This is a genomic window from Desulfosceptrum tomskiensis (assembly GCF_049818055.1).
In the GTDB taxonomy this organism is placed as follows: domain Bacteria; phylum Bacillota; class Desulfotomaculia; order Desulfotomaculales; family JASEER01; genus JBFLVT01.
In genome coordinates, this window is sequence record NZ_CP187479.1 from 1,411,115 (window position 1) to 1,430,663 (window position 19,549).

The window sequence follows — 19,549 nt, forward strand, 5'->3', positions numbered from 1 at the left end:
CTCACCTTCTAGCCCCCTTTAAAAGGCTCAAAATGCTGTCCACCAGAGTCTTCATTTCCTTGACTGCTGCTCCTTTAAGATTCTTGTAAAGCTCAAGCCGAATATTCCGTTCCTGTTTTTCGCTGTTGTGCCAGTAGGGAAAACGTTCAAATGCCTGTGCCATATTAAGAGCCACGGTTTCAGCGCCCTTAACCTTTTGCCGCTTTAGGAACCAGTACACGGCATAAGGTTCCGGAGCCATCATTTTTTCGGCCCGCTCTTTTTCCGCCGCCACATACTCATCTATTAATTCCTGCAGGCGCTTCAGCGCTTCCTGGGTGGTTAACTGCCGCTCCTGGTAAGCCTGGGCGATTCTCTCGGCCATCTCTCCGATGGAAAGGAGGTAAGGCGCCTGCTTGGCTCTTTCTGCGACCGCTTCGGTGATGCTTTTTAGAAGGTTAAACACCTTGACCGTATAGGGAGCAGTGTCCTCGGCCAGCTTCTCCAGGGTGTGTTCGGTAATTTCATAGATGTCCACCGCATCTTTGATGGCCCCCGGCGGAGTGTGCTCCTGTACAAGCCGGGCTGTCTTCCGCATTAGCTCTTTGTCTAAAGGGACTGTCTCCGTCGACCGGAGAAGACGGTATAGTCTGGCCAACTGGTCATAGTCATCCAGATAGTCTCGGAGAAACGGGTCGGGGGAAAGGATTTCATAAAGGTTAGCCAGTTCTTTAAAGAAACTATAGTATTCCTGTTTTTTTTCTTGGCCCCGGAAATGTTCCAGGGCTTTGTCTGCTGCTTTGTCATAACTGTAATTTTCAATAATGGACAGGTAATCCTTTCTAGCGACGGCCATCATTTCCGCAAAACGTTCTTTTAACAGGTCGAGGTGCTGGATGGTCCCTTCCACGTCGCGGGAATCAAAGGCCAGGGCTTTCTCCAGGTTTTCAAAGATACCCACAAAGTCCAGGACAAAGCCGGCCGGCTTCTGGTGGCCTTCTTTATCCTCATAGGGCCGGTTAACCCGGGCAATGGCCTGCAGCAGCACATGGTCCCGCATGGGCTTGTCCAGGTACATGCAATACAGCACCGGAGCATCGTAACCGGTAAGCAACTTCTCGGTGACAATGAGAATTTTAGGCAAGGATTCCGGGTCGGCAAAGGCTTTACGGATTCTCTTCTCTTCGTCCTCGGAAAGATGATGACGTGCCAGGTGAGGTTCATCATTGTGCCCCCGGCTGATCACCACCGACGAGTATTCAGGCGGCAGATGTTTGTCCAGAGCTTCTTTATACAAAACACACGCTTCCCGATCTACTCCCACCAAGAAAGCTTTATAACCCAGCGGCTCCACGTATTCCCGATAATGCCGGGCCACATAGGCGGCTATCCGGTCGATGCGCTCCCGGTTCTTGAGCATATTCTTTAAGGTAACGGCTTTCTCCAAGATCTTATTCAGTTCCTCAACGTCACTGACTCCTTCAGCGTCAGCGAGATTCAAGAATTCTTCATCCAGTGTCTCCCGGTCCACCCGCAGGTCATTGGGAGCCAGGGCATAGTGCAGCGGCACCGTCGTCCGGTCCTCTATGGACTCGGCGATGCTGTACTTGTCCAGGTAGCCCTGGGGGTCTTCGCAGCCAAACACTTTAAAGGTCCCTTTGCCGTGGGCCGTGCGGTCAATGGGGGTGCCGGTAAAACCGATGTAGGTGGCGTTGGGCAGGGCACCCATCAGGTAGTTGCCCAGGTCGCCGCCGGTAGTACGGTGGGCCTCATCCACCAGGACAAAAATATTGGAGCGCAGGTTAAGGTCCGCCGGCATGTCGTCGAATTTATGGATCATGCTCACGATCAAACCCCGCCGGTCGGAAGCTAAAAGTTCTCTTAAGTGGCGCTTACTCCGAGCTATTTCCACCAGGCCCAGACCGCAGGCGGATAGGTTACCAAAAAGCTGCTGTTCCAGCTCGTTGCGGTCCACCAGCATGAGCACCGTGGGGTTATCAAAGCGGGGATCTTCAATGAGCTTTTTAGCAATGGTGATCATGGTGTAGGTCTTGCCCGAACCCTGGGTGTGCCAGACCAGCCCCCGCTTTTTGGCCGGGTCGGCGGCGCGGTTTAGCACCCGGCCAACGGCCCGCATCTGGTGGGGGCGCAGGATAACCTTGCTCAAAACGTCATCCTTACGGGTGAACATGATAAAGTCTGTCAATACCCGCAAAACCCGCTGGGGATGGATGAAGTTTTTCACCAGGGATTCGAAATCCTGGCTTATGCTTTCGTCCCGCCAGTTGAAAAGGTTTTTACGGCTTAAGCTCCAGCTGGCTCCATAGTAGAAGCGGACCAGGTGGGTGAGGTTACATACCTGCAGGAGGGCCATGAATTCCGGGGCCTCGCGATGGTAGCGGCGCAGCTGGTCTAAGGCTTTGGCGATGCCCTCGATCTCGCTGGTGGACTTTGTTTCCACCACCAGCACCGGAAACCCGTTAACCAAGAAGACAATATCGGCCCTGATGGTATAGGTGCCATTGGTATAGCTAAACTCATCGGAAACCTGGAAGACGTTAGCCCGCCAGTTGTCCAGGTCCATAAGGCGGATGTTGCGCTCCCTTGTTTCTGTTTCCACATAGACCGAACGCAGGCCCTTTAAGTATTCCCAGGCCTGGAGGTTCCCTTCAATGGTGGGCGGCACCCGCTCCAGCCGCTTTAATACCTCTTCGGCCCGCAGATGATCCATTACGCCGGGGTTTAGTCTCTGGAGCTGGCTGATGAAGACATCCCGGACCACCAGCCCGCCCACACCGCCGCGCCGGAGCTCCAGCTCAGATGGGGCGACATACTGCCAGCCCGTTTCACTGGCGTAGCGGATGAAGGGATTTTGAACCGTGGCCCGTTCACCGCCCAGGGGCATCGACATTCACCTCCAGGGCTTTAACCCGCACCTTGCCGGTCATGAGGTTGTATAAAAGCGTTTTGAAGAGGGCATCTAAGGTATTCTTCCGAATTTCTTCTGCTTGGATTTTATGATCAACCGAACTCAAAATGGCAACGATTTTTTGCTGTTCATTGATGGTCGGAATTAATACAGGGAATGTCTTGAGTTTAGTAGTATTTATACAGGCTAAATGCGTCGTTCGATGTGCAACACTAAGAAAATATGATTTTCCATAATGACTTTGTATTAAATAAGCAACGAATTCAGGTAACAAAATTCTGCGATTAACTCTTATAGCAAAAATATGATTTTGATGAACGCAGTTTTGAATTCCACCACGCCATATAAAACCACGACCTAGTTTATCAAAGTCCCCGCCTTCCGTTAAAACCACATCTCCCGGTTCGAGTAAATAGCGTTTCACTTCAGATTTTCGAATTTTAATATACTTAATTTCTGATAAATCAAGATATCCATCCTGAACATTTGCGACCCGCAGATAAGGTACCTCCAATATGTCGCTTCCTTCCAATTTCCGGCCTTTTGCTACTCCGGTTTGAACAAAAGCACATTCACCAAGCGGAACAATATCCCAATGTTCCGGAACCGGGCCGATTTCGGTTTCCTTCAGGGAGACGCGGTCAATCTGGTCAACAGGTACCGGGCCATAGGTGAAGAGGTGGCGCATAAGCGACCGCTTTAATTCCCGGACGGCGGCGATGATCCTGTCCTGCAGTTCGATAGCCCGCTGGATGGTGGAAAGGACATGGGCAATTTTGCGCTGCTCGGGGAGGGGTGGGAGGGGGATATATTCATTAGATAAGAAATCGTTTAGTTTGAAGTTCCTAATTCCAGTAGTACGTTTTTCATATAAACGAGTGGCTCCTTGTGAATAAAGATATTGCCAATAGAGTTCAAAAAATGCTGGATAGCATTTAGACTGTAGACGGAGAAGCTTCACAAAGTTGCTAAAGCAAATAGGTAGACTACACCTATCTAAGAGACGCTTCGTTATCATTAACACCCGACCAGTGGGCTGATCTTTACTGCCCCCAGAAAGTTCAACAAGAACGTCCCCAGCAAAAACATTCCGCTTTTCTAATTTCTTCGGACTCAGAAACCGTACCGGTATCCCTGTTAAACTACCTAGCGATGCTTGAGGAAAATCAGTGCCTCGAATGACATAACAAGGAATGTAACCTTTTATTTGCTTTTCACTACCCCATTCTCCTGATACTATATCGATGACTAAATCATCAATCCTTACAACATCCCACTCCTCCGGCAGCACCCCAATTTCCGTCTCCTTATATCCCTCCATCACCTCACCAACTTCCTTACCCATTCAGCCAACCCCCAAAACCTAACTTGCCCAGGATGTCATTCAGTTCCTTATCTACCGCCTGCCGATCTTCTTCCACTTCGGCCAGCTCGACCAGGATTTCCTCCACCGGCCGGTATTCCTCTTTCCCGTTGGTGGACACGTAGCGGGAAGGGCTGAGGTTATAATCGTTGCGGGCCGCTTCCTCGGTACGGATTATTTTGCTCAAGCCATCCTCTTCCCGCCAGTCCCGGTAAATCTCATAGATTTGTTTTATATGCTCGTCGGCCAGGTAGTTCTTCGGGCGCCCTTTGGTAAATAGCCTGGATGCGTTAATTAATAGAATTTCCCCCGGATGTTTTTTGGCTTTATTGATCACCAGGATAATGCCCGGGGCGGTGGTGTTATAAAACAGGTTCTCCGGCAGCAGAATGACACATTCCACCAGGTCGTTATCAACGAAGACTTTCCGGATGTCCCGCTCCCGGTTGGAGCCCTGGTTGCCGCTGCCCCGGGAAACGGAACCGGTGTCTAAAACAACGGCCATCTTGCCGTTTTCTTTCAGGGAGGCAAACATGTGCTGGATCCAGCCCCAGTCGGCACTGGAGGCCAGCGGGATACCGCCAAACTTAAACCGGTCAAAGGGGTCTTCTTCATATATGGAAAGGGGGAACTTCTGGTTCCACATGGGATTGGCGGTCACCTTATCAAAAACACGCAGGGAACCATCGGGGCTGGTAAAGGCCGGCCGGGCCATTGTATCCCCCAGGCGGATTTCGGCCTCCAGATCATGGATGAAAGCGTTCATTTTAGCCATGGCAAAGGTGGTAAAGTTAATCTCCTGGCCGTAAATCTTGACCGGGGCGATCTGGCTATCAGTCCCATATGCTTCCCGGTAAGCCAGCACGCTTTTGATCAAAAGACCGCCGGAGCCACAGGCCGGATCGTAGATTTCATCACCTGGTTGGGGGTCCAGGATATAGGCCATGAGCCAGGTCACTTCCCGGGGGGTATAGAATTCGCCGGCGCTTTGCCCCTGACCCTCGGCAAATTTACGCAGCAAGTATTCATAAGCCCGGCCCAGAATATCGGCCTCCACGTCTTTTAATCCCAACCGGTAACGGGAGAGGATCTGTACCAGATTAAAAAGGCGGTCGTTGTCTATAATTGGCTGGCCGGCTGCCCGGGCGTTATAGTCGACGTGTTCAAAGATGCCCTGCAGTTTGGGATTCTGCCGGGCCACCGCCCGCACGGCATCGGTGAGATATTCCCCGATGTTCGTGGTCTGCCGGGCAATGGATGACCAGCGGGCGATTTGGGGAAAATAAAATCTGACCAGCTCGTGATCTTCATCCACCTGCTCAAGTGATTCTTCCACACTATCAAATATCTCGTCGGCCAGCTTGGCCACTTCATCCTCAAAGACATCGGAAAGGCGTTTTAAAAAGATCAGAGGCAATATATAGTCCTTATACTTTGGGGCATCTACCGGGCCACGAATGACACAGGCCGCTTCCCAAAGCCAGTTCTCCAGGGTAGTCAGATCTAGGCCGTTGTTCTCCGTCACAAGCCTTCCTCCGTTTCCAAGCAACAATAAAGCCTTGAGTTATCTGTCCCAACTGATGCTACCGACAGCCTTTCTCAAGTGGTGTTCACTGGGCGTAACGTGACGCTTGGCAGTTAATCGACCCCACTGAACAGTGGTTATATGGCTAATCCGGAGATGACGATCACCTAACCGCAGGCAGACACTGATCTCTTATAGTTGCTTGTTTTGACGCCAAGCATCGAATACCTTCCGGGATCGAGTTCCTCCCCAATGTAATCTTGAATTAAAACGGTCCGACATAGGTCCGTGTCACTCGGGGGCGACGATGGCCCAGCCGTCTGGCGGTCTCCTTCTCCGCATCTTCTTTGGTCTTACCAGCAGCAAGGCATTCGTTATAGTTCTCCTGGGCGTCCGTGTAGCGTAGGCCGTGAAACGTCAACTGTATTGGTCTGGGCTGGCGGTGCTGGCGAATAAAGTCTTGAATCTCTTTAATGACCTGGTGGCCCTTCCTATCCGGCGGAACGAAGAGCTTCGCCCCACGGGGCACTCTCTGCTTGCTACGAGAGAGGGCGGCCGCAGCCTCTTTCGTCAGGGGGATATGGCGTACCAGACCACCTTTACCTTTCACCCGCAGCTCGTTTTCGCGGAGCACCCGTTCAGCATCCGCCCTGTCAAGCCTGACAACTTCGTGTATGCGCAGGCCGAGTTGCCGGGACAGAATCAGCGCATCGGCCACCCACGGTTTTCCTGCGTCAAGTGCAGCGGCAATGATCTCGGCAAGTTCTTCTTCAGTCCACGCACGGTTGCCGATCTTCTGGCGTGGCTCAACGCCCAACTGGGCATTCTTGACGGTAAGCGGCCGACAAACATCAACTTGATCGTGATAGTATCTGATAGCACATAATTCCGTGCAAATATAACCGGGTTTGCATCCCTTCATTTTAAGATGATTGACATAGGCAATCAAATGTTTATCCGCGATGTTAGCTATCTTCTGTAATTTGAACTCATCGGCCACAAACCGTAGAAAGCGCCGCATGCCAGAGTAATAACGGTGCTTGGTACCAATACTGTTCTGGCGGCTGTGCTTGTGGAGCCTATCCAATTGATCCGTGAGCGTTTTGTAAGTCATCTCTTAACACCTCTTGGGCACAGTTAAGTCATAGCACGGGAGGGTCATTTCTCGCCTTTTTCTCCCGACTATACTTGTTTGTCGCCTGGGACCGGCGGTTTTAAGGCCGTTTATCCAACATGTTTCTAGTTGTAAGTTGTTGAGCATTGTTGCCGCATTACGAGTACCTCGCCGGGCGACTTCACCCGCGCGGCCGGCGGCCGGCCTTATGCCACGTCCGTTGGACGCCTGATGGTCGTAGCTCAGAGCCGCCGTTACGACCGGGGGGAAACACTGCGCTCCCCGGTTAAAGCTACGAGGGCCAGCGGTAGTCTTTTCGGCCGGGCACCCCGCTGGGCGATACCCGTTCCATCGAAAAACTCATAATAGTCAACGGAATACCGATTAGTGTCGCCCTCCGCAGCTCAGGGCGTTAACGAACTCAATGTCAGCCGGGAAAAACATAGTTGTGTCAGTGGACAGCCTGCTCACGACCGGCGTCCGATTTTACTTAATGTGGAGCATCCTCATCGTATGAAGACCCTCACCTGGACTGGTATGAATCTGTTGCAAACGTAGTCTATCTAAAGGAACTGCCGACTTTCGTCCCAGAAGGAAACCCAAGACGAACTCGTCGCTGACCGGTCCGCCGCCCACCACGGTCCACCAGTATAGTGCCTCGTTATAGACGTTTTGGTTTGCAGTAGAGGTATTAAGCGGATGGTCGGCACCCGGTGTGGCCTGGCCTTGCATATCCCTCTTCGCTGCGATCTCATGGTCGTACCCTTGGAGTGCCTCACGTAGCCTTTGGATCGTCGAGTGGATGTACATCTGCGTTACGGTCGCGGGTCTATGCCCCAAAAGGAGTCCTATGTCAGCCTCTGAACAACCCCGGGAAACCAGCCTAGATGCGAGACTGTGCCTGAAGCAATGCGGCGTTAATACTTTACCGTCATACTTGAGGCCAGCCACCTGGGACAGCCGGGCAACAATCTCCCGAAGGGCGTCATTGCTTAGTTGCAGGCCTTTCTTGGTTTGAAGTAACGGTCCTTTTCGGTATGGGAGGTCGCTCAGTGCCTTGATCACGGACGAGCACAGAGGGACGTCACGGTCTTTACCGTTTGGTAAATGTTTCCTGGCAGTGTTCTTAGAGTTAAACACTGTTAGTAAACCGTTATTTAAATCTAAATGCGCCCAGTCCGCCTTTACAATCTCAGAACAACGTAAACCTGTGAAGACTAGGAGCGGCTTGATGGCCGTGACGGTCAAGCTGTCGACCGAACGGTAAGTAACATCCGTCTTGAGAAATGCTCTTACATCCTCGTCGCTGAGGACAACATTTCGTACGTTTTGAGGTTTTGGCTGCAGCATTACGCCTTCAACCGGGTTACTATCAGCCCAGCCTTGCTGTCTGCAGAATGACAGCAATGAACTGAGTGCATTTTTCCGGCGATGCACAGTGCTTAGACTCAGACCGCGTTTTCGCAACCGAAGGAGGTATGCGTTAATGACCGCGGTGGTGATTTCCCGAACTTTACCAACGGCCTGGGTTTCCAAGAAGCGGGCAAAGTCGCGGAAATCAGAGCGGTAGGCTTCCACGGTGCCAGACGCCATGCCCCGCAAGACCACCCCGACCTCAAAGTAAGCCTCAATCGCTTCCTCGAACGTCATCGTCCCCCGCCCCCGAACTCCAGATATGCCAAAAAACAAAAAGGCCGCAACTACGGGTCTAACCCGCATGTCGCGACCTTCCAGTCATGCTGAAAAGCCTAGTTCCTCAATCAAGTATGCTTTCGCCGATCATGCCAGCGAAAGCCGCGCAGTAATCTTAACCATATTCTACACTGGCTGTTTTAAGTAGACAACCCCCATGTCCAAAAAAACCTCGCCATGGCATCTCAGTGTGAGGCAATTCTTCTCCGTTCTCATCCCGCAGCTCTCCCATGACCTTCAGTATTGCTGAAAGACGCTGCAACCCATCAACTGCATCCTTTCAACTTTACCGCCGGGGGGTCAGATCCAGCCCCGGTTCTGCGGGAGACCTGCCGACCAACAGATCGGGGCACGTTTCCAGGTTGATGTCGTACTCCACCCTCTCCACGCCTCGAGGCAGCCCCCCGCCGAAGGAGGCCGTTGATAAGCGTGGAAAACCGGAATCCACGCGGTAGAGCCGTTCACCCACCAGCCTGAAGCGGATCTGAGAATATCTGTCAGCCTGCACGGGTGAGTATCCGGCTCGAGCCAATCGATCCTCAAAAAGGTCCAGCAGAATCGGGTTGCCGCTCAGGGCGTCCATTATTCCGTTAACAGCAGTCACCAAGGAATTGGACGAGGATGCTTCCTCCCTGACTCTCAAACTGAACAGATACAGGATCCCATTATCGGGAGGGTCGAGCTGGTCCAAACCGTTGATGCGATGCACGTGGCCCCGAATTGACTCCGTTGTCTTGACCTCGACGGAGAAAACGGGCCACTGAAAATCGTGCCGGGCCCCCGTCGGGCCCGTCCAGTGTCGGACATTATCCAAACCGTGCGGGATGAGCCACACCAACAGAAACCACAGCTCACCGAAAAGGCCCCGGACCTGCTCACGGGACAAACCGGCGCCCGGAGAGCCCCCCCAGAATCTCCTCCAGCGAGCCAGCGTTAATCTCACCGCATCTGCAGCGCTGTCACCCGCGGCCAATCGCTGAAGGATTTCCGCAATCACTAGGTTGAAGGCGTCGTGACCGTTCCTATCCGTGCAGACAATGTCCAGAAACGGGCGTCCCGACTGTCCCTCAACCTCAAGCCCTCTACCCCGCACCGTTAGACCGCGACTTCGATCATCGACAAAGGCCTGTTCAAAGCTTTCCAGGAGCAGCAGCGCGTGACGGTATCCCTCGTGATCGACGGCCAAAAAGAGTTCGATTCCGGGAGTGACAGGCTTTGCATTCAGGTAACCGAACTCCCTTGGGTTCTGCTCAATCTCGTTCCACATTGCCTCGCTGACATCGTTCACCATTGCGTACCCGCTCCTACCGTACCCACCACATACTCCACCGTGGCCGCGGTATCCGATTCGGGAAAGATGAGGGCAATTCCAATTACGTCCTCTCCTTGTTCGGGATCCGAGAAAAGGGGCTCCCGCTTGTCTCCCAGCGTCCGACCGATCCCCGAATAACGGCTGATGGGGTAAATCAACAGCACCCCCTCTCGGCGATCTCTCACACTTCGAAGGGCTTTCAGATAGGGCACTTGGGGCTCCATGCTCTTGGCTTCCGCTTTCTGCTCTTGGGTCAATCCGATTTCCTGATCACGACGGGAGGTTATCGCCTTGAGTGAATTCGAATCCCGTAGTCTGGTTCGTTCTATCAGGTTGATGATCGGTTCACCAACGATGCCCAGATCGATTGTCCCAAGTCGCTCATCTCTTTCCGATAACCCCATAACCCCCACAAGCCAATCGGTTAGTTCATCCTGCTCTATTTGCCTTCTTATGAAATCCCTCAGGGGTTCCGCCTTGACCTGGGTTGCGTTCGGATCCATCTTGTACTGGGCAAGAAAGTCCAAAATGGTCGTTCCTGCCACGGGTCGCCACAATGGACGTCCAGCCCCATCATGATCGGTGGGATGACCGAGGGTGGAAAGAAAGCCTCGAGTGACCTCAATATTATCCCTGAGCCAGTTCCGGTCATGCAACGGAAAGGTAATGGTTTGTACGAACCCTCCGGCAAACGATATGTGAATTGTTGAGGCCGCCCTCATTTTCAGCGGACTGGTGACAAGCATGGATGGGTGCTGGCGAATCTTCACCCCCAGATCGAGGGGGGTCAGCCGTTCACGTTCGTAACGAGCGATCTCATCGCGAAGCTCCTCTTCAACCGTGGCCAAATCTCGAAACCACTGCGCCAATTCTGATGTGGTATGGATTCTCGTCAGGTCGGCATAACCATTGCGAAAACCAAACCAGCGACCCATCTGCATCAGGGTATCGTAATTGCGCGCTCTGCGGACGTAGTAACTTGTCAGAAGTCCCTCAAGGGTGAGACCCCGGGAGAGTCGATTACCCCCGATGACCACGGCCTTCAGAGATGGATCCCTGTCGTAATCCAACTCGTCCTCCGAATCACTGTTCAGTTCAACCACCGTCAGTTGCTCCAGAAACTCACCCACACGTGCCTCGATATCCTGGAATGGAACATCCAGTTCCCGATTGGCCGCCCGCGTCACTGGGCGGAAATCCTCCTCCCATCTTCTCCGAAGCCGTACCGCCATCCCATCGCCGCGGAAATAGCGCCACTCATCCCTTATTCTTCCAATCCTTTCCCTCACCAATTCGGCCAAGCGCCTTTGAACGGGCACCAGATAGGATGTGTGAATCAGCATTGTGGCCGGCTCCGCCCCATCGCCCCGTTGGGCACGTGCTGCTCCGGCCAGAATGAAGTCCATGAAAGCCCGGTCCAGACTCTCGGGAAGACTTGGGTGGAACGTATTGACATCGGATCTGCGGGCGGGAACCAGTAGATGCACATCCCCGTCGGCTACCAGTCTTATCACGTTCAGGCCATCGGTATCGTCCTCCGGCCGCCCGAAGATATCCCGGGCACCATAGTAGCCGTGCGGGCGCGGAAGGGCAACGATAAAGTCTCTCGGATAAAGATCATTGCCGGAGATAGCGTCCACCGCCTCGTGATCAATCAACACGTTGGCGAAGGGGGTTGCCGTGTAACCGACATAGGCGACCTTGGAAAAACGCTTCAACATACCGCGAATCAAATCGTTGATGCGGCTGGGGGGTTCCACCTCCGGTAAATCGGCGAGTTCAAAATCCTCTCCATCCTCGAACGGCCGATTCCCGCCTGTGTTCACCGACGCTTGGTCGGCTTCGTCATCTATAACCAGGCACGGAACGCTTCTGCGCGTTTCCTCGTGGGCTGTGTCAAGCCAGTTGATAATCCTATTCAACACAAATGAGTTTTTCTTGGCCACGATGAGGATCGGATTCGGTCCGGCGAGAGCCGCAGCGCTGGCGTTTCCGGGATCAAAGTCACCCTCAATGCTTGGGGCCGTAAACGTGTGCCACTCCCGGTTCTGCTCCGGCCAGCCCACACCAATGGGCCGGCCATTGATCACACCGACCAACTCGGATGTGAGTCGCTTCTGTGTCTGGAGGCGAAGGGAGTTGTGAACGCCGGTTAGCACCACGATCAACCTGTACCCCGTGTCGGCCGCCTTTGCAATCAGGGCCGAGTAGTTTGCGGTCTTCCCACTCTGAACATACCCGACAACCAAGCCACGGGTGAAGAACTCACCAGGTTGCAGAGGATTCTCCATGGCCCCCAGGATCCTGTCGGTGGTATCATCGACGGAGCGGACGGTGGGCTCCGGCCATCCTTTCTGGTCAATGAGAAATGCCCTCAGGCGCGGCCAGTAGTACCAGGACTGGCGATCCACCGCATGCAGCCAGGGTGTGTGCCGCCGCTCGTGATCCTCGACCATGTTGGGGTCACGAATGGTGATCACACGCTCCCTTTCAAGATCATTTCGGATGTCGGCCCTGTACTCCTGTGGAATTGCGGGATTGCCGATCGCGGTCTCGATGTCACAATGACCGGCATCCATCAGGGTGCGTGCGATTCGCAACGCATCATCGTAGGTTATGCTCGTACTCACTCCCACGCATCATCCCTTCCGGCATCGTTCGGCAGGAAATCGGCACTGAGTTCGGCCAGGGCCGACAGCACTCTTGAAAGGAGTTCCGGGTGTTCGGCGAGCTCACGCTTCAATACCGTTATTACCGATCGAGCCAGGCGCCGATCCGCCGGTTGAGATTCGGCTTCGTACTCAGAAGGCGTTGTGCTCTTTGGTGTCGTGCGTTCAACATCCCTACTCCCCGTGCTTGAACCAGCTCTTGACCCGCCCGATCGCCCCGGGGGGGCGGTCCCATGAGAGCGGTACGCTTCCTTCGCCCTGGCAACCACGGCGCTTGCGATGGCCGCCAGACTGTTTCTGATCTCGTCCGGAAGCTGCACGCTCATCTTTGCAACGTTAATCCTGAAAGCCGCATCCGCCATGGGAGAAAAATCAATCGCTATTCTGGCAAGCTTGGTGTGCTCGTCGAGAGTGCGGAGGCGGTTCCACCCACCGCTCTGGATCATGCGATCCGCGCGGTAGATGTAGAAACCTTGCTGGCGATTCCACTTCTTGGGACCCGATGCCGCCTCCCGGGCTCGGGCCGATGAGAATTGAGCCTCGCTGGGGAGGACATAGGAACGCACGGTCACACTGAGGGTTCGTCCGGCACCGCGAAGAAAGAGTTTCTGACTACCCAGTGACTGGGTGGCCGGTTCGGATCGAGCGAATGGATCCCATGGCTTGACCGGATTACCATTGATGAAGATGTTCAGAGGCAGTGTTCGTCTTGCCTCGCCCGAAAGAAATCTGTGGAACACCATGGCCAGATGCTCCTCCACGTTCCTGCAAAGACGGGCGAAACCCTCCTTGGCCCAACCGCCGGACGGGTCCCTGTAGTTCAGAATCCGGTCGAGTCTCTCCCAGAAAACGACGACCCCGCTGGTTTCTTTCAAAGGCTCCACGCATTCGGTGCGACATTCGGAAACATCCAGTTTCAGAGCATCCCACGAATCCGTTTCTCCCACGTGGGCGAGATCCCAACGTCTTACCTCAATCCGCTCGGGCTCCTCTCTGGCACGCGTGGCCACCGTCAGACACTGGCACTGGCTCAAAGAAGCTGTTTTCAGGCCCAGGCCGAACCTCCCCAAATGCCTTTCGTCATAAGAGCGCCGCGTTCCGTACCGCAATGCTTCATCAAGCTCGGGGGGTGACATGCCCCTGCCGTTATCGGCGATGCGAATCCAGGAATCGGTGCCCGCAAAGTGGAAATCAATCCTGACCTCGGTCGCGTCCGCCTCAATGCTGTTGTCGACAAGATCGGCAATGGCCGTGGGTAGATCGTAGCCCAAGTCGCGAAGCGATTCCATCAACCTCTGTGCCGACGGAACAAGAGTCACCGACCTCACCATCAACAGCCCCCCTACTGCAATCCCTCCTGCAACGCGCAGCCTTATCATCTGCGGCGGATTCACAATGTCGTTTCACGGGACATTGCGAGCAAAGAGGCTCCCGAGGCCTGCAGATCAGCGCCGCCAAATCGATCAGGGCATAGTTGAAGGCCGCATCCGCTCCCGCGGACCCCGCGAAGTCGTAGATATCGGAGCGAATCTGCCATTTGTCCATCTTCGTGACACCGCGCAGGCGTTTCAACACACGCTCCGTGTTGGTATCCAACAGCACCGCACAACGACCAAAGGCGAAGACCATTACGGCATGGGCGGTGTAGTCACCAACACCCGGTAGACCGAGCAGCCCCTCGATGGAATTCGGAACTCTGTTCTCGTGTTGCTCCACAATTGCCCTGGCTATTTCGAGCATGTTCTCGGCCCGCCAATGAAGACCGAGGGATCGCATGGCCGCCAGCACCGCTTCCGCGTTCTCCACCATCATCTGGGGGGTTTTCGCAATCTCGGTAAGCGATCGGTATACGGGCACGACTTGGTCCGCCCGGGTGCGACGCAGACAGGTTTCAGCCATGAGGACATGCCACGGATCCGCCCCGCACCGCCAAGGGAAGGACCTCGCGTCGTTTTTGTGCCACCGCAGCAGGTCCTTGCGAAAGTGGGTTTCGACGGTGCGCCTGCATCCACGCTGCATCAACGCCTTGGCAAGATTGCGCCCGAGCGCCTCTGCCAGAAGCGGAGGAACCGCATTCCCAATCTGCCTGAAACGGTGACTGGGTTCCCCCGCAAAACGGAACCAGTCCGGGAATGTCTGCACCCTCGCCGCTTCGCGTATGGAAAGCGTTCGGTCCTGTTCCGGGTGAATGTACCAATACGCATCCTTGGCCATGTGGGCCGTGATGGTCCGGCTCAACCCGTCCCATCGCAGACGGTTGTACTTGTCCGTGAATATATCGCTTCGATAGCGCTGAAGATGCTTGGGTAGATCCTTGTACGTTTGCCCCGGTTTGAGCAATGCGAAGGCCTCGGCATCATCAGGCCTGACGTCTCGGGTGATGTGATCGTAGACCCACCCGCGATCCGACTCCGGCACGCCTTGGCGCAGACGTCTTTGGAGTGCTGTTAGGGGGCCCTCGTAGGGAAGGCGCTCGATGCGGTGAGCCGGTGGAACCTCTGGTAGATCCCCGATTGCATCGCGCAAAGAGTTTTGGATGGGCTCCGCTTCCGGCCATTCAAATCTGCGGCCCGCCCTCAGCCCGATCACGAACAACCGGGCACGGTGCTGGGGCACCCCGTGATCAAAGGCGTTTACAATACGAGCGGTGGTCGTGTAACCCAGCTGGCGAAGTGCATCCCGAAAGCCTACCAGCACCGCGCCATCGTTCCACACCGCCAGGTCAGGAACATTCTCCAGCAGAACCGCGCGCGGTCGCAAACACCTGACCACCTCAACGAAGGAACGCCAAAGAGCCGTTCTCGGATCATCCTCGGGACGGATGCCCGCTTGGACTAGGCTTCTAATCTTGGACCTTCCGGCGCGCGAAAACGGTTGGCACGGAACCCCGCCGGCAACCAGATCAACATTTCTGATCCCCCAAGCATCCAAATGATTGAGAAAATCGGTCGGATCCGCCAAGTCACCGAGGTAACCAAGACCCCCTATGTTCGCCCGATGGGTCTCGACGGACCAAGGATCATTGTCGGCACCCACCAGCACAGTGAAACCCGCATTGACTAAGCCGAGACTCAGGCCGCCCGCCCCGCAGAACAGATCCAGAGCGGTGGGGCGCGGAGCTCTCCGCACCCAGGCTCTGACCTCTTTAAGATTCACGGGATCGGGAGCCTCTGGATGAGGGTCCAAGCGCAGACGGGGTCCCCGGTACGTCGGCACTGCTGGCCTGCCCTTGGGTGGCTTGGTAGCGGTTGACGCATCACTCGATATGCTGGAAGGCATGAACTACTCCCCCAACTTCTGCTTCTTCGCCACAAGCAATACCATTTCCTCCCTGATTCGACAAAAACAACGGCGTGAATATATTGCGACTAGTCTCAGTTAGGCTTGCTCGAACACATCTCTTGCGGGTGCTCCGAGTCTCTCGATCCTATGGCGGAGTTCTTCAACGGCTTGGGGTAGATTGTATACCAGTTGCAGCACTCCTTGGCCCGGCATTCTCAGCAGACTCAGAAGCTCTTTCTCCCCTTGGACCAGAATTATGTCATTTCCCGCCACGACAAGTCGCATCTCCGACAAAGGGTACTCCAACTCCTTGATCTGGCGTAGATAGTCCATGACTCTCCTGAGCGTCTGTAATGGCACACCGAGATCACGAAGCTCCCTTGCGGTACGCAGCGCCACAAGGTCCCGAAAACTATACAGCCTCTTTGAACCCTTCCCTCTTGCCGCAAGCATCCCCGGTTTGAGAAAACCGCTTCTGTCCCAATAATCCAAGCGATCGTACGGAACCCCGGTGAGCTTCACGGCGTCCTTGGCCGTGAAACCCCGGACCAGGGTGGCTCCCGATTTCATAACCGAATCAACTCCATTCAATCCCTTGCCGCCATCATACCGGGAAAGGTCTGGACATGTCAACGGCACCTGGAAACTTATTCTGCGGCACAGTCATGGCATTATTACTCCCACGCCAAGTAGCTCGCCGCCACCTGTAGATCAACCTTCGACGGCTGTCCTCAACGCCGACGTGCTTTTGAGCCACTGGCGCCGGTTGGGAATTGACCCATCCGGTGGCAGGCTATGGCATTGACTGATCGGCGTCAACTACATCCGGTGGCATCCCACGGAGGACCGGTGCAAACATCAAAGCAGGCTCTTGTGGCCTCGTCGAGAGTCCGTCGCCACCCACCTCGGTAACCTCCACAGCAGTCCCCACGAAAAGCAAAAAAACCGCAACAAGCAGGTTTGCACCTACAATGCTGCGGCCTTTCGATCATGCCGAAAGCCAGCTCATTCTGCGAATGCACCCCGCCGGTCACGCCGGCCGGGTGAGAAACTACTTCACTTGACTTGGTTCCACACCACTGCCAGGCGCTGAGTCAACACCGATGGAAGAATCTTCGTGAGCCTGGCAGGAATGCCTTTCGCGATGTCGAAGACCAAGAACAGCTCCATAACTCCTGCGTATTCCCTGAGGTGCAAACTCCGCTGTAACCCTTCTGCCAGCCGCACATTAAAAGGCCAAACCACGGGTTATGCCGCAGTTTGGCGCGGGTGAGCAGGCCTGTAAGCCGAGTTCTGTCGTGGATGGTCATCTATCTGGGACGCCTGTCGCCAGGCGCCTCTAGCGACCTAACCCGGGGACGGAGCGGGCCACTCCATTGTCCCCCTATTCGGTCTTGCTCCGGGTGGGGTTTACCTAGCCGGCCAGTCACCTGACCGCTGGTGCGCTCTTACCGCACCGTTCCACCCTTACCTATTGAGAAGTGAGATGTGAGAAGTTAGTCGTGACCTCTCACTTCTCACTTCCCAACAGGCGGTACACATTTCTGTGGCACTTGCCTTGGGGTCGCCCCCACTGGGCGTTACCCAGCACCCTGCCCTGCGGAGCTCGGACTTTCCTCAGCCGCTCAAGCGGCCGCGACCATCTGGCCTACTCACCCGCGAATTATATGTTATCACTTATTCTGTCGAAAAACAAGCAGCCCCGCAGGCAGGGCTTATCTTCTGGACTTTTTACGGTACCCGCTGCCAAGAATTTGCGCCAGCCTATCGGCCTCGTCAATCAGTAATCTTAATTGCCCCAGGGTTTGCCTGGACAGTGGGAAGCTTTCCCGCTCCACCTGCTCCACAGCCAACTGCGCCCGGCCACGTATGGCCGTCAAGCAGTCGATGGCCTCTTCAAAGACTTTCCGGTCCGCACCCGGCCTCGTATGCATCACCGGGCGAAGACCGTAATGTTTGCCGTTTGAAACAATCTCCATATACCTGATATCCAGCAGATACAAGAGTTTCAGGGCGGTCGAGACCCTGGGGTCGGTCTTCCCGCTTTCGATATCGCTCACCGTAGACTGGGAAATACCAGCCTGCCGTGCTAGGTCTGCCTGAGAAATTCCCCGATCCATTCTAATTTTTGCTATACTTAAACCAAAGTTCATCGTTATCACCGATAATATGTTATCGTTGCCAACTATAGCAGTGCAAACCAGGCTGCTCCCGGAATGGCCAAAGTATTTTCCCATTAACCTTGTTTTCGCAGTTTTGCTGTTATTTCCATACTTAACCAATACTATCGCTAAACCGATAAAGGATTTAAAATAAGAGGGTAGATTTGTACCTGCAAGAAGACCGACGTGTAACTTAGGAGGATGTTTATGGATATTGGGTCCCGCCTTCGTGAATTACGCAAAGGCCTAGGGGTCAGCGGCAACGCCTTGGCCCGCATGGCCGGCGTGGCACAATCAACGATCAGTGAGATCGAATCGGGCCGGACTGTCCCCAGCATAAACGTCCTCAATAAGCTTTGCCGGGCGATGGGCATCACTCTCGGCGACTTCTTCGCTCCCGAAAGCACCCATCAATCATCGCTGCCTCCCGAGTTCCGCCGTCTGTTAATGCTCGCGCAACAGCTGGAACTCCATCAGCTCGAGATGATTTGCCTGGTAATCGAGGCCATGCTGGAACAGAAAAAAGCCGGAGCACAATCGATGGCCGCGGAAAGTACCTCTCTCTATCCGGATATTAAAGAGGAGTTAAAAAAGAAGAACAAATAGAACGGCCCCCGGTTCCGGGGGCCTTAAAAATCACTAATGTAGCTTATCGCTCTTGCTCCTTCGGTTTTATCCCTCAATCGGGCACTGAACCTCGGTGACGTACTGCGCATGGTGGCCGCTACAGGTACATAAAAGGGTCCCGGCCGGTCGTGCTGACGACGAACTCCACATCCAGGCGGGAGGCGCGGCAGCGTTTCTCCAGGTGATCTTTAAGGGGCTCGAGGATAACGCGCTCGCTCGGATAATGACCGGGATCCACGAAGTTCATCCCGGCGGCCAGGATATCCTGGGCCACGTGGTATTTGATGTCCCCGGTAACAAAAACGTCCGCTCCGGCAAAGGCAGCCTTCGACCAGAGGTCCCCGCCCGATCCCCCGCAGAGAGCCACTTTCTTGACGATACGGTCCTGCGGGCCCCCGGCGCGCACGGCGGGCAGTTCCAGGACGGTCTTGACGTCGGCGACGAAGGAATAAAAGCTCTGCGGTTCGGGCAGCCGGCCGATCCGGCCGAAACCGGGAGGGTCGTCGGTCAACGGGACGCTGTCCACCAGGCCCAACCCTTTGGCCAGGACGGCATTGACGCCCTCTTCGGCGGCGTCCAGGTTGGTGTGGGCCGAGTAGACATTGATGTTCTCCCTCACAAGCCGGGCAACGAGGGCTCCCGCCGGCAAGTCGAGGCGCAGGTTTTTGAAGGGACGATGAAACAGCGGGTGGTGACTCACGATCAACTGGGCACCGATCCGGACTGCTTCTTCAACGGTCCGCTCATCGATGTCGAGGGTCAGCAGTACCTTGGATACAGCAGCTTTAGGGTCGCCCAGTTGCCAACCGGTATTGTCCCCTTCCATGGCCAGGGTTTTGGGAGCCAGTTCTTCGATAAACGTTACAATCGACGCACATTTAGCGCTCAACAAAGC

13 protein-coding genes and 1 other RNA gene are annotated in these 19,549 nt (G+C 54.8%); 1 reads left to right on the forward strand and 13 read right to left on the reverse strand.

What is annotated here, in order from left to right:
* Position 1 precedes the first annotated feature (1 nt).
* The 12 genes from ACPV0M_RS07220 to ACPV0M_RS07275 form a co-directional block, all read right to left on the reverse strand.
* A complete protein-coding gene (locus ACPV0M_RS07220) occupies positions 2 to 2,884 on the reverse strand; it encodes a type I restriction endonuclease subunit R (RefSeq protein WP_425620003.1) in 2,883 nt (960 codons plus the stop codon).
* On the reverse strand, positions 2,868 to 4,253 hold the full coding sequence (locus tag ACPV0M_RS07225; protein ID WP_425620004.1) for a restriction endonuclease subunit S: 1,386 nt from the start codon (positions 4,251 to 4,253) through the stop codon (positions 2,868 to 2,870). The genes ACPV0M_RS07220 and ACPV0M_RS07225 overlap by 17 nt, the downstream gene beginning before the upstream one ends.
* Complete coding sequence (locus ACPV0M_RS07230; protein WP_425620005.1) at positions 4,246 to 5,796, reverse strand: N-6 DNA methylase; 1,551 nt, start codon at positions 5,794 to 5,796, stop codon at positions 4,246 to 4,248. Before ACPV0M_RS07230 ends, ACPV0M_RS07225 begins: the two co-directional genes overlap by 8 nt.
* A gap of 265 nt (positions 5,797 to 6,061) precedes the next feature.
* Positions 6,062 to 6,910, reverse strand: a complete 849-nt coding sequence (locus ACPV0M_RS07235) for a tyrosine-type recombinase/integrase (protein ID WP_425620006.1) — start codon at positions 6,908 to 6,910, stop codon at positions 6,062 to 6,064.
* Between the two features lie 486 nt (positions 6,911 to 7,396).
* The gene (locus tag ACPV0M_RS07240; RefSeq protein WP_425620007.1) at positions 7,397 to 8,560 is read right to left on the reverse strand and encodes a tyrosine-type recombinase/integrase; all 1,164 of its coding nucleotides are present in this window, start codon (positions 8,558 to 8,560) and stop codon (positions 7,397 to 7,399) included.
* 328 nt (positions 8,561 to 8,888) lie between these two features.
* Positions 8,889 to 9,893, reverse strand: coding sequence for a PD-(D/E)XK motif protein (locus ACPV0M_RS07245; RefSeq protein WP_425620008.1), 1,005 nt, complete (start codon positions 9,891 to 9,893; stop codon positions 8,889 to 8,891).
* Entirely contained in the window at positions 9,887 to 12,544 is a 2,658-nt protein-coding gene (locus ACPV0M_RS07250) for a Z1 domain-containing protein (protein WP_425620009.1), read from the reverse strand. The genes ACPV0M_RS07245 and ACPV0M_RS07250 overlap by 7 nt, the downstream gene beginning before the upstream one ends.
* Positions 12,541 to 13,914, reverse strand: a complete 1,374-nt coding sequence (locus tag ACPV0M_RS07255) for an ATP-binding protein (protein ID WP_425620010.1) — start codon at positions 13,912 to 13,914, stop codon at positions 12,541 to 12,543. Before ACPV0M_RS07255 ends, ACPV0M_RS07250 begins: the two co-directional genes overlap by 4 nt.
* Positions 13,802 to 15,862 carry a DNA (cytosine-5-)-methyltransferase gene (dcm, locus tag ACPV0M_RS07260; protein ID WP_425620011.1) on the reverse strand — a complete coding sequence of 687 codons (2,061 nt, stop codon included), beginning with the start codon at positions 15,860 to 15,862 and terminating at the stop codon, positions 13,802 to 13,804. Before dcm ends, ACPV0M_RS07255 begins: the two co-directional genes overlap by 113 nt.
* Positions 15,863 to 15,961: 99 nt before the next feature.
* Positions 15,962 to 16,456: a MerR family transcriptional regulator gene (locus ACPV0M_RS07265; protein WP_425620012.1), complete on the reverse strand. Its 495-nt coding sequence runs from the start codon at positions 16,454 to 16,456 to the stop codon at positions 15,962 to 15,964.
* Positions 16,457 to 17,131: 675 nt separating this feature from the next.
* An RNA gene (gene rnpB / locus ACPV0M_RS07270) (RNase P RNA component class A) lies at positions 17,132 to 17,520 on the reverse strand.
* A 60-nt stretch (positions 17,521 to 17,580) separates the two neighbouring features.
* Positions 17,581 to 17,985: a helix-turn-helix transcriptional regulator gene (locus ACPV0M_RS07275; RefSeq protein WP_425620013.1), complete on the reverse strand. Its 405-nt coding sequence runs from the start codon at positions 17,983 to 17,985 to the stop codon at positions 17,581 to 17,583.
* 249 nt (positions 17,986 to 18,234) lie between these two features.
* Here ACPV0M_RS07275 and ACPV0M_RS07280 point away from each other — a divergent pair, with 249 nt between their 5' ends.
* The gene (locus ACPV0M_RS07280) at positions 18,235 to 18,633 is read left to right on the forward strand and encodes a helix-turn-helix domain-containing protein (protein WP_425620014.1); all 399 of its coding nucleotides are present in this window, start codon (positions 18,235 to 18,237) and stop codon (positions 18,631 to 18,633) included.
* A 118-nt stretch (positions 18,634 to 18,751) separates the two neighbouring features.
* Here ACPV0M_RS07280 and ACPV0M_RS07285 read toward each other — a convergent pair whose 3' ends face one another.
* Positions 18,752 to 19,543, reverse strand: coding sequence for a Nif3-like dinuclear metal center hexameric protein (locus tag ACPV0M_RS07285; protein ID WP_425620015.1), 792 nt, complete (start codon positions 19,541 to 19,543; stop codon positions 18,752 to 18,754).
* Between the last annotated feature and the right edge of the window lie 6 nt (positions 19,544 to 19,549).

Coding starts and splice junctions, on each gene's coding strand:
- ACPV0M_RS07240 (WP_425620007.1), bottom strand. CDS start 8,560: ATGACGTTCGAGGAAGCGATTGAGGCTTACTTTGAGGTCGGGGTGGTC.
- ACPV0M_RS07275 (WP_425620013.1), bottom strand. CDS start 17,985: ATGGATCGGGGAATTTCTCAGGCAGACCTAGCACGGCAGGCTGGTATT.
- ACPV0M_RS07280 (WP_425620014.1), top strand. CDS start 18,235: ATGGATATTGGGTCCCGCCTTCGTGAATTACGCAAAGGCCTAGGGGTC.
- ACPV0M_RS07225 (WP_425620004.1), bottom strand. CDS start 4,253: ATGGGTAAGGAAGTTGGTGAGGTGATGGAGGGATATAAGGAGACGGAA.
- ACPV0M_RS07255 (WP_425620010.1), bottom strand. CDS start 13,914: ATGGTGAGGTCGGTGACTCTTGTTCCGTCGGCACAGAGGTTGATGGAA.
- ACPV0M_RS07220 (WP_425620003.1), bottom strand. CDS start 2,884: ATGCCCCTGGGCGGTGAACGGGCCACGGTTCAAAATCCCTTCATCCGC.
- dcm (WP_425620011.1), bottom strand. CDS start 15,862: ATGCCTTCCAGCATATCGAGTGATGCGTCAACCGCTACCAAGCCACCC.
- ACPV0M_RS07245 (WP_425620008.1), bottom strand. CDS start 9,893: ATGGTGAACGATGTCAGCGAGGCAATGTGGAACGAGATTGAGCAGAAC.
- ACPV0M_RS07235 (WP_425620006.1), bottom strand. CDS start 6,910: ATGACTTACAAAACGCTCACGGATCAATTGGATAGGCTCCACAAGCAC.